This is a genomic window from Anaerotignum lactatifermentans DSM 14214 (genome assembly GCF_900142265.1).
Classification (GTDB): Bacteria; Bacillota; Clostridia; order Lachnospirales; family Anaerotignaceae; genus Anaerotignum; species Anaerotignum lactatifermentans.
Window position 1 is genome coordinate 1 of record NZ_FRAH01000102.1, and the last position, 8,911, is coordinate 8,911.

At 41.9% G+C, this 8,911-nt stretch carries 7 protein-coding genes, 9 tRNA genes, 2 rRNA genes and 1 pseudogene; 18 read left to right on the plus strand and 1 reads right to left on the minus strand.

The features are described 5' to 3' along the window. The 18 genes from BUB35_RS16835 to BUB35_RS16920 form a co-directional block, all read left to right on the plus strand. Nucleotides 1-225: ribosomal RNA gene (locus tag BUB35_RS16835) — 23S ribosomal RNA — on the plus strand; the annotation flags it as partial. A gap of 100 nt (nt 226-325) precedes the next feature. Beyond that, nucleotides 326-443: ribosomal RNA gene (gene rrf / locus BUB35_RS16840) — 5S ribosomal RNA — on the plus strand. 15 nt (nt 444-458) lie between these two features. Beyond that, nucleotides 459-533 (plus strand) — tRNA-Pro (locus BUB35_RS16845). A 13-nt stretch (nt 534-546) separates the two neighbouring features. Beyond that, a tRNA-His gene (locus tag BUB35_RS16850) sits at nt 547-620 on the plus strand. Nucleotides 621-629: 9 nt separating this feature from the next. After that, nucleotides 630-702: transfer RNA gene (locus BUB35_RS16855), tRNA-Lys, on the plus strand. 13 nt (nt 703-715) lie between these two features. Next, nucleotides 716-798, plus strand: a tRNA-Leu gene (locus BUB35_RS16860). Nucleotides 799-808: 10 nt separating this feature from the next. Next, a tRNA-Gly gene (locus tag BUB35_RS16865) sits at nt 809-880 on the plus strand. Between the two features lie 31 nt (nt 881-911). After that, nucleotides 912-983 (plus strand) — tRNA-Gln (locus BUB35_RS16870). A gap of 35 nt (nt 984-1,018) precedes the next feature. Then, nucleotides 1,019-1,090, plus strand: a tRNA-Gln gene (locus BUB35_RS16875). Between the two features lie 35 nt (nt 1,091-1,125). After that, a tRNA-Gln gene (locus tag BUB35_RS16880) sits at nt 1,126-1,197 on the plus strand. Between the two features lie 36 nt (nt 1,198-1,233). Further along, nucleotides 1,234-1,305: transfer RNA gene (locus tag BUB35_RS16885), tRNA-Gln, on the plus strand. Between the two features lie 158 nt (nt 1,306-1,463). Then, nucleotides 1,464-2,366 (plus strand): copper amine oxidase N-terminal domain-containing protein, encoded by a 903-nt coding sequence (locus BUB35_RS16890; RefSeq protein WP_084730761.1) that lies wholly within the window; start codon nt 1,464-1,466, stop codon nt 2,364-2,366. A gap of 50 nt (nt 2,367-2,416) precedes the next feature. Next, nucleotides 2,417-3,382, plus strand: coding sequence for a copper amine oxidase N-terminal domain-containing protein (locus BUB35_RS16895; RefSeq protein WP_084730762.1), 966 nt, complete (start codon nt 2,417-2,419; stop codon nt 3,380-3,382). A 24-nt stretch (nt 3,383-3,406) separates the two neighbouring features. Beyond that, nucleotides 3,407-4,213, plus strand: coding sequence for a hypothetical protein (locus BUB35_RS16900; RefSeq protein WP_072853674.1), 807 nt, complete (start codon nt 3,407-3,409; stop codon nt 4,211-4,213). A 171-nt stretch (nt 4,214-4,384) separates the two neighbouring features. After that, nucleotides 4,385-4,921 carry an RNA polymerase sigma factor gene (locus BUB35_RS16905; protein ID WP_159432910.1) on the plus strand — a complete coding sequence of 179 codons (537 nt, stop codon included), beginning with the start codon at nt 4,385-4,387 and terminating at the stop codon, nt 4,919-4,921. Continuing rightward, nucleotides 4,911-6,359, plus strand: a complete 1,449-nt coding sequence (locus tag BUB35_RS16910; RefSeq protein ID WP_072853679.1) for a hypothetical protein — start codon at nt 4,911-4,913, stop codon at nt 6,357-6,359. The genes BUB35_RS16905 and BUB35_RS16910 overlap by 11 nt, the downstream gene beginning before the upstream one ends. A 169-nt stretch (nt 6,360-6,528) precedes the next feature. After that, complete coding sequence (locus BUB35_RS16915; protein ID WP_072853681.1) at nt 6,529-7,065, plus strand: RNA polymerase sigma factor; 537 nt, start codon at nt 6,529-6,531, stop codon at nt 7,063-7,065. After that, nucleotides 7,055-8,521, plus strand: coding sequence for a hypothetical protein (locus tag BUB35_RS16920; protein ID WP_072853683.1), 1,467 nt, complete (start codon nt 7,055-7,057; stop codon nt 8,519-8,521). The genes BUB35_RS16915 and BUB35_RS16920 overlap by 11 nt, the downstream gene beginning before the upstream one ends. 262 nt (nt 8,522-8,783) lie before the next feature. On the opposite strand, the pseudogene BUB35_RS20185 reads toward BUB35_RS16920, so the two are convergent. After that, a pseudogene (locus BUB35_RS20185) lies at nt 8,784-8,911 on the minus strand (IS256 family transposase); the annotation flags it as partial.

Consider the following 8,911-nt stretch of genomic DNA (forward strand, 5'->3'; position numbering starts at 1 on the left):
TGGACGTACCTCTGGTGTACCGGTTGCAGACCAACTGCACAGCCGGGTAGCTATGTATGGAACGGATAAACGCTGAAGGCATCTAAGCGTGAAGCCGCCCTCAAGATAAGATTTCCCATTCTTCGGAAGTAAGATCCCTTAAAGATAATGAGGTAGATAGGTTGGAGGTGTAAGCACGGTAACGTGTTCAGCTGACCAATACTAATAGATCGAGGGCTTGACCTAATAAAGATTTTATGATGAAAGTTTGATTGTATTCGGTTTTGAAGGTGCATAACCTTTACAGGAAGGCGGTCGAGTCCGCTGACCTCATAAATTGAAAATTTCCGGTGATGATGCGCTTAGGGGACACACCCGTTCCCATTCCGAACACGACGGTTAAGACCTAAGCGGTCGATGGTACTTGGTGGGAAGCTGCCTGGGAGAGTAGATGGTCGCCGGAATCCAATTTTCAATTACGGGGTGTGGCGCAGCTTGGCTAGCGCGCCTGATTTGGGATCAGGAGGTCGCAGGTTCGAATCCTGTCACCCCGAGTTTTATAATATGGTGGGTATGGCACAGTTGGTTAGCGCGCCAGATTGTGGCTCTGGAGGTCGTGGGTTCGAATCCCACTATCCACCCTTTTTTATGGGTCACTAGCTCAGTTGGTAGAGCACTGGACTTTTAATCCAGGTGTCTCGGGTTCGAGTCCCGAGTGACTCATTTCTTATTTTGCGCAGCCGTGGCGGAATTGGCATACGCGCTAGACTAAGGATCTAGTCCAGATTCTGGGTAGGGGTTCAAGTCCCCTCGGCTGCATATAGGATGTGCGCGAGTGGCTCAGTGGTAGAGCATCGCCTTGCCAAGGCGAGGGTCGCGAGTTCGAATCTCGTCTCGCGCTTTCTATTTCGTATCCTGCAATTATCGTATGATGGGCTATCGCCAAGCGGTAAGGCACAGGACTTTGACTCCTGCATTCGCTGGTTCGAATCCAGCTAGCCCAGGTCTCAAAAAAAGAAAGCGAAATAGCTTTATATAATGGGGTATCGCCAAGCGGTAAGGCAACGGATTCTGATTCCGTCATTCGCAGGTTCGAATCCTGCTACCCTAGGTTCCAAAAAAAAAAACCGAAATAGCTTTATATAATGGGGTATCGCCAAGCGGTAAGGCAACGGATTCTGATTCCGTCATTCGCAGGTTCGAATCCTGCTACCCTAGTTTCGAGAGAAGAAAACTCTCTAAAAAATTTCATAATGGGGTATCGCCAAGCGGTAAGGCAACGGATTCTGATTCCGTCATTCGCAGGTTCGAATCCTGCTACCCTAGCTAAAAAGAGTCTGATATACAGACTCTTTTTTTATATCTTTGAGCCGAAAAGGCTCTTTTTTGTTTCTTTTAAGAATATTGAAAGATTTGTTACAGCCCTGTAATGGAATAAGCATAGATTCTTTGTTAGAATATCATTAGAAATCGGGGGTGTGTTTATGAAAAAAGTCTTGTTAATGTCGCTTGTAGCTTCGTTTATATTTCCATCCGTTGCTTTAGGGAGAAGTGGCGCAGGCGTGAAAGATGAAATCAGTATTGGGGATCAAGAAGAAAAAACGCGAATTATGTATATGAGTGAGTACCATAAAATAGGGTTTCGCTGTCTTCCGCAAGGAGAATTGATTATTCGCTGGCCTTTAGGTACAGAAGAAGAAACGCTTTATTTTGCTCTGGAATCGCCGAGCGATCCGTCAATGACTGCAGATGGAGAATCCTTTTTGGAAATTTACAGCGTAAAAGGCGGAGAAATAGAAAGTTTATCAGATAATTCCTTTGCTGTAACGGGAACAAATATGCAGACCAATATCACAATGGACTGGTCACTTCCCAGGGCAGGTATCGTTGAAAAAACAGATTTGGTTTTGCATGTATCGGAAAATCAAGATATGAACGATGCAGAAACTTTTCCATTTTTGAAAATTATACCGGAGAACACACCAAATGCCATATGGCATGTATCTTCATGGAATATTAAAGAAAAGGAATATGTGGAAAAAAGTGATGTTTTAATGCAAAAAATGTTTGCATATCGTCAGGAAAATGGAACATATATGATACCTGGTCGTTTTTGGGTGGAGGAATATCCCCAATATTTGGGGATAGAATGGCAATGGAATCGTGCGGATAAAACGTTTCATATTTTCAGAAATGAAAAAGAATATATCTTTACAGTTGGACAAAACTATGTTTCTGTCAACGGAGAAAGATTTTATTTTATGACAACACCTGAAATTGTAGGTGGGCGCATTTATTTGCCACTAGATATGATGAAATTAATGTGGAGCGATGAATCTGAGATCATAGAACAAGATGATGTATTGCAGCTCATTGTTTGCACTTAATCCGTTCAAAAATCAATAGCAAGGGAAAGTTTCAAAGAAAGGTGGAGTAGATGATGAAAAAAAGATGTATGGCTTTGACGCTTGCGGCGGTTATGGTGTTTTCTGTGACGGCTTTTGGGGCAAGTAATCCGGCGCAGAATGGCAAATGGGAATCGGCTTACGGGAGTGGCACAGTATCGGCAGAGAAAGAAATGTATCAGACGCTTGACCGCAGTATTTTATGTGCAGATGTTACATTTGCACTGCCTGAAAATGCCCAGGGAAAAAATCTGTATTTGGCAATGGTAGATACAGAGGACTGGCTTTCTGATGGAAAAGCAGGTTTTTTACCTGGCTCTCTGGAAGAATGGGAAAACAATGATCTAAAGCAGATTCTAAACCCTAATGAACAGCAGATTTTTACAGTGCCTTTGACAAAGGATTTGTTAGACTTGAACGTGGTATATGATGGAGAAAGAAAAGATGGTAAAAGTATTTCTCTGGTGGCTTTAGGGGAAAGCCAGTATGCCGATAATCTTTTTGCTGAAAGCGAAGATCAATTATTGGTACAGGATTTGATTTCATTGTATCACAGTGTCAATTACAAAAATCAGATGGAAACGATTCCTTGTACCATAGATGTGACCATTGGTGCGGATACTATGCAAGTCAATGGAAAATCCTATCCACTGGATGTACCTGCATACATCAATGACGCAGGATATACCATGCTTCCTATGCGTGCCTTGGTGGAAAATCTGCCGGAAGAAGTACAGAAAAAAGTGGTTTGGGATGGGCAGTCAAAAACAGCTTTGATTTTGTGTGGCATGACAACCTATCGCTTGACTGCTGGAGAAAAAGAAGCCCTGAGAAATGGTGATAAACTTATACTGAATACACCATTGGAAATTAAAGATGGACGTGTATTCCTGCCTCTGCGAGATATGATCATGTTGTGGGAAAATGGTAAAATTGATTGGGACGCATCCACAAAAACCGTTCATATTTCCGCAGGTATGGTTCATTTTTTAGAGTAATAGACGAGAAAGTTGGGGGAAGAGATGAGCAGAAAACGCACGATGACAAAGTCTGATTGGAATAAACGAAAAAATGAGTTTGGGGTATGGAAAGTACTGAAAAACACAGAGAAAAAAGAATTTGGAGATGGATTTATCGTAAATTTTTACGACACCAATGGGCGATTGTTTTGGCGCTATGAAAGATATTGGAATAGCATAGGCAGGTTTGCCAAAGGCGATTATCGATATAGCAAACGGTTTACCTATGATGAAACCAATGGGCTCATTTGTGTTAAAAGAAAACATTCCGAAAGAAGCATGACATCCTTTTATGATGGGGAACAACTGGAGATGGAACCTCTTTCGGAAACAGAAGCCATGGATTTGCCATCCGAACTGCATCGGTTTTGGGAACGGGATAAGGCATCTGTTGGAAAGATTACATGGGATAAAGGGGAAAGCCTTTTTGGTTATTCGGTCTTTGACAAAGAAAATGGCGAAAAAATCCGTTATTATTTGCAAGATGGTTCATATTTCTGTATGATTTGCCGGGAAAATCCACAGAAACCATGGGTTTTGCGAGGACCCGCAGAAGGAAAGTATGCTTGGATGGTTTATGGTATAGAACGAAGAAAAGAAAATGAGGAAGATTTGTCTGCGCGGGTTACTGTTTATACGGATATCCTCTCTACAGAAATGTTTCTGGAAATTTTGGATTATTTCCGTTCCATGTGTTCGGGGGATATTGTCCTTTATTTGAATGGATGGTTAGCGATGCCTGCGGAAATTTCTAGAAGGAATGAACAAGAGGCGAAAAAACGGAACATTAACTTTTTTTTCGTGTATTAAGTCATTGGAAAAGTCGGAAGCAACTGCTTCCGGCTTTTCTTTTGCCTGTAAAATGAAAAAAATAAAATTTGCTGTCAGAATTTTTATTTTCTCTGCGAATAGTAGAGTGTAGCAGGATTTTGCAAGAAATGGAGGGAAAATATTATCATACAGGAAAAAGGGGGAAAGATGATGGAGGATAAAGAACTGCTCAGGGTGATGCAGCAAAACCCTGAACATGGTATAAGTTTGGTGATGAAACAATATGCAGCTTTATGTTATTACATCGTAAAACAAAAATTATCAGATTTTTCGCAGGAGGAAGTAGAAGAATGTGTCAGTGACGTATTTCTGGCATTTTATCATCAGTATACAGCTATAGATTTGGAGCGTGGCAGCATCAAAGGATTTCTTTCGGTGCTTTCCCGCAGAAAAGCTATTGATCGTTGGCGAAGATTGGCAGGAAAAGAAACATTACCTTTACAGGAAGCAATCACAACAAGCGATTCATTGGAACAGCAGGAGGAGCGAAAAATATTGTTGGATGCGGTGTTGGCGTTGGGGGACCCCGATGCAAAAATTGTTATATTGAAATATTATTTCGGTTATCCCACAAAAAAGATTGCGGAGATATTTGGATTGAAAGAAAATACTGTAGATCAGAAAGTGCGGCGCAGTCTGGCAAAGGTGAAAGCGATTCTGGAAGGAGGTGACTGCCATGAAGTATGATTGGGAAGAAATGCTGGATCGACTGGAAGAAAAAGACTTGATTGAATTTTTGCCGGAAACATTGCCGGAAATGGATGAAGTTACCCGAAAAAGAATTGAAAAACGTACATTACAGAAAATCAGAGAAGAACGCAATCGTTTCAGCAGGAAACAGATTGTGGCAGTCCTGATTTGTCTGGTAGCTGTATTGGGCATTGCCGGCAGAGAACCGATCCAGGCGGCTTTTGAGCGGCTGTTTTATTATCTGCCGGGGGCTGGTATGTATGTGGATGAAGAAGGGAATACCCTTTACGAAGCGGAAATCATCAATGGAGAATTCACGGAAAATGATATTCATGTGCGGCTGAAGAATGTGTATGCGGAAAATCACACAGTCAATATGGAAGTGGAAATGACGGGGGATTTATTGGAACTGACACAAGAGGCGTATGAGCCAGATTCCAAAGATAAATATGAGCAACTGGAGGAAATGTACGCAGTTACTATAGAATATGATGGAAAACAGGATAAACTTACCCATGGTAACAAAGGTGCTTTAGTAGAGGATAAGGATAATACCTATGTTATTACCCGGTATAGAAGAGATTACCAGCGATATGTGAAAAATGCGGAACAGACCTATGTTTTGCATATCGCGGGATTTGAAAACGCCCTTTCCTTCCGTTTGACCGCCAATACTGGAAAAGAACAGCCGGAAAATATCGGTGCCAGTCAGACAAAAAATGGCATTACGGTCACCGCAGGAGCGGAAGTGACGGAAGAAGGCATCTGGTTTGAATATTATGTTTTGAGTGAAGAAATTCTGGCAGAAACAGATCAGACACATCGCTTTATTGCCATTTCCCTTCCATATGAGTATTTTCAATGGAACGATGTTCCTGAGGCTGAATTATATCAGTGGAGATATGTGATGAATCGAAATGGAGAAATGCTGTATCCCAAAGGGCTTTATTTTCATGATAATCTGGAAAATGGGAAACGGATTCTTTATGAAGGGACTGCGGAAGATTTTCCTTTGACGTTTTATCAGGCGGCTTTCACAGGGGTTGGGGAGGAAAGAGGAACAATAGAAATCCCTGTGCCAGAAACCAGCGAGGAATTGGCAAAGACCATAGATTTTCCCTATGGTACGGTGACATTGGAACAGATTCAGACGAAGCCTGGAAATGAGAACGGAATCAAAGAACTGGAAATCATTTACCGCATCCAGCCAAAAGAAGGAAAGCGGAAGATGTATGGTGTTTTCATGCAGGTGCAGGAAGCGGTTCAGAAAGAAGCAAATGAATTGACCATTTTCCCGGAAGAAGATGGAACTTATCATTTTCCTGCGAAAATTTCCGCAGAAACAAAAGAAATCACACTGGAACTGTACGACCCTTATTATTGGATTGTAGATGATTACACGTTGGTAATAGAAGCACCAAACGAAACCAAATAGAGGATATGAAGGCGCTGTATTCTTCAAAAAATGGAAGAATGCGGCGCTTTTTTTAAATAGAAAAAATGAAATTTTTGTCACTTTTCCTTGTCTGCAAACGAATAGTATAATAAGAAGGGATTCAATTACATATAGAATCATTTACAATTTGAAAAAAGGGGGGACGGTCATGGATGACAGGGAACTGCTGCAAGTTTTGCAGAAAAATCCAGAAAATGGCATGCGTCTGGTCATGAAAGAATATACGGGTCTATGTTACTACATTGTGAAACAGAAACTGGCGGATTTTTCCGCTGAAGAAATCGAAGAATGTGTCAGTGATGTGTTTCTGGCATTTTACCATCAATATACAGCCATTGATTTGGAACGGGGCAGCATCAAGGGATTTTTGGCAGTCCTTTCTCGCAGAAAGGCCGTTGACCGTTGGCGAAAGCTGGCAGGGAAAGAAACCTTGCCTTTGCAGGAAGAAATCACGGCGGCAGATACGCTGGAACAACAGGAAGACCGTCAGATTTTGCTGGATGCAGTGCGGGCGTTGGGGGACCCGGACGGCAAAATATTGCTTCTGAAATATTACTTCGGGTATCCGTCAAAAATGATTGCCGAAGTCTATGGCTTACAGGAAAATACCGTAAACCAGAAAATACGGCGCAGTTTGGCGAAGGTAAAAGCCATCTTGGAAGGAGGTGTCTGTCATGAAGGGTGATTGGGAAGAAATGCTGGATCAGCTGGAAGAAAAAGAATTGGCGGAATATTTGCCGGAAACATTACCGGAAGTGGATGAAGTTACCAAAAAAAGAATTGAAAAACAGACACTGAAAAAAATGAAAAAAGAACAAAAACGTTTTAGCCGGAAACAGATTGCAGTGGCAGCGATCTGTCTGGTGGCAGTGTTGGGCATTGTGGGCAGAGAACCTATCCAGGCGGCTTTTGAGCGGTTGTTCCATTATCTGCCGGGTGCAGGCATGTATGTGGACGAAGAAGAAAATGTTTATTATGAAGCGGAAATCATCCATGGGGAATTTACGGAAAATGATATTTATGTACAGCTGAAAAATGTTTATGCAGAAAACCACGCAGTCCATATGGAAGTGGTAATGACAGGAACTTTGCTGGAATTGACACAGGAAGAATATGAAGATGACTCTCCGGATAAATATGACAAATTAGAAGAAATGTATGCACTCACCATGGAGTATGATGGGGAAGAACATGAAATGACTGCACCTAGTAAAGGGGTATTGACAGAGGATGAAAATGATACCTATATGATTACACGATATCGGAGAGATTATCAAAGATATGTGAAAAATGTCGAACAAACTTATACAGTACATATTGCCGGACTGGAAAATACTCTTTCTTTCCGACTGACGGCTAACACAGGCAAAGAACAGCCGGAAAACATTGGTGCAAGCCAAACGCAAAATGACATTACCATCACGGCAAAAGCTGATGTAACAGATCAGGGTATCTTGTTAGAATATTATATCCTGACGGATGAAAGACTTCCTGATTTTGACGATTATTTTACGTTCCGTCTGACACCTCTGCCGTATGGATGCAGAACACTTGACAGCATCACACAGGAAAAATATCAAGACATGCTTTATGTGACAAACAAAGACGGCGAAAGACTGCAATACAAAGGGCAGGAGGAAGTGGAAAACGGCAGACGGATGCTGCTGGAAGGCACGGCAGAAGATTTTCCTATCACATTCCATAGATCGCCTTTGACAGGTGTGGGCAAAGAACGGGAAACCGTAGAAATCCCTATGCCGGAATCCATTCGCGTCCTTGACCAGACAGTGGAATTCCCTTATGGTACAGTCACATTTGAAAAGGTGAAAGGAGAAAGAATCGAGCTATCTGGACAAAATGCAGCCGGAGAAGAAATTGTTGCGGAAGCAAAAGAGCTGGAAATCACCTACACCATTACGCCGGATGAAGGCAAACGTCAGCTTTACGGTGTGTTCATGGAAGTAAAAGGCAGTCTGGATGGACATCCCAAACAGATTTATCCAGACGAGAATGGCAAATTCCACTTTTATACATTGGTAAGCAGTGCCAATGAAACAGTGACACTGGAACTGTATGACCCTTATTATTGGATTGTCGATGATTATACTTTGGTATTGGAAGAACCGGAAAGTGTGAAATAAAGTGATGGGAGGAAATCCTGTTACAAATGAAAAAAGGAGGGTATGAAGAAAAGTCTGTAAATAAGATTCTTCTATGATAAGACTGGGTGGAATGCTTTGAAAGAGGGTATGAAGAAAAGTCTGTAAATAAGATTCTTCTATGATAAGACTGGGTGGAATGCTTTGAAATGAAGCACTCCACCTTTGTTTTATATATACCATCCAAAAGATGGCATGTCAATAACAGGCGGCTTTTCCGCCTGTTTTAACCAATCTGTTCTTTTTATTCTGGAAGCCGTCCTTCATACATAATACTTAATTCTCCGTAGACCTGACCCCAGTTCCGGATGGTGGTTGTCCATTTTTTTGTGGCTTCAAAGGTAGCCAGATACAGGGCTTTCAGCAATGCTG

Bases quoted from the DNA above. Each gene is read 5' to 3' on its own strand.
- BUB35_RS16890 (WP_084730761.1), top strand. From the start codon at position 1,464: ATGAAAAAAGTCTTGTTAATGTCGCTTGTAGCTTCGTTTATATTTCCA.
- BUB35_RS16895 (WP_084730762.1), top strand. From the start codon at position 2,417: ATGATGAAAAAAAGATGTATGGCTTTGACGCTTGCGGCGGTTATGGTG.
- BUB35_RS16900 (WP_072853674.1), top strand. From the start codon at position 3,407: ATGAGCAGAAAACGCACGATGACAAAGTCTGATTGGAATAAACGAAAA.
- BUB35_RS16905 (WP_159432910.1), top strand. From the start codon at position 4,385: ATGGAGGATAAAGAACTGCTCAGGGTGATGCAGCAAAACCCTGAACAT.
- BUB35_RS16910 (WP_072853679.1), top strand. From the start codon at position 4,911: ATGAAGTATGATTGGGAAGAAATGCTGGATCGACTGGAAGAAAAAGAC.
- BUB35_RS16915 (WP_072853681.1), top strand. From the start codon at position 6,529: ATGGATGACAGGGAACTGCTGCAAGTTTTGCAGAAAAATCCAGAAAAT.
- BUB35_RS16920 (WP_072853683.1), top strand. From the start codon at position 7,055: ATGAAGGGTGATTGGGAAGAAATGCTGGATCAGCTGGAAGAAAAAGAA.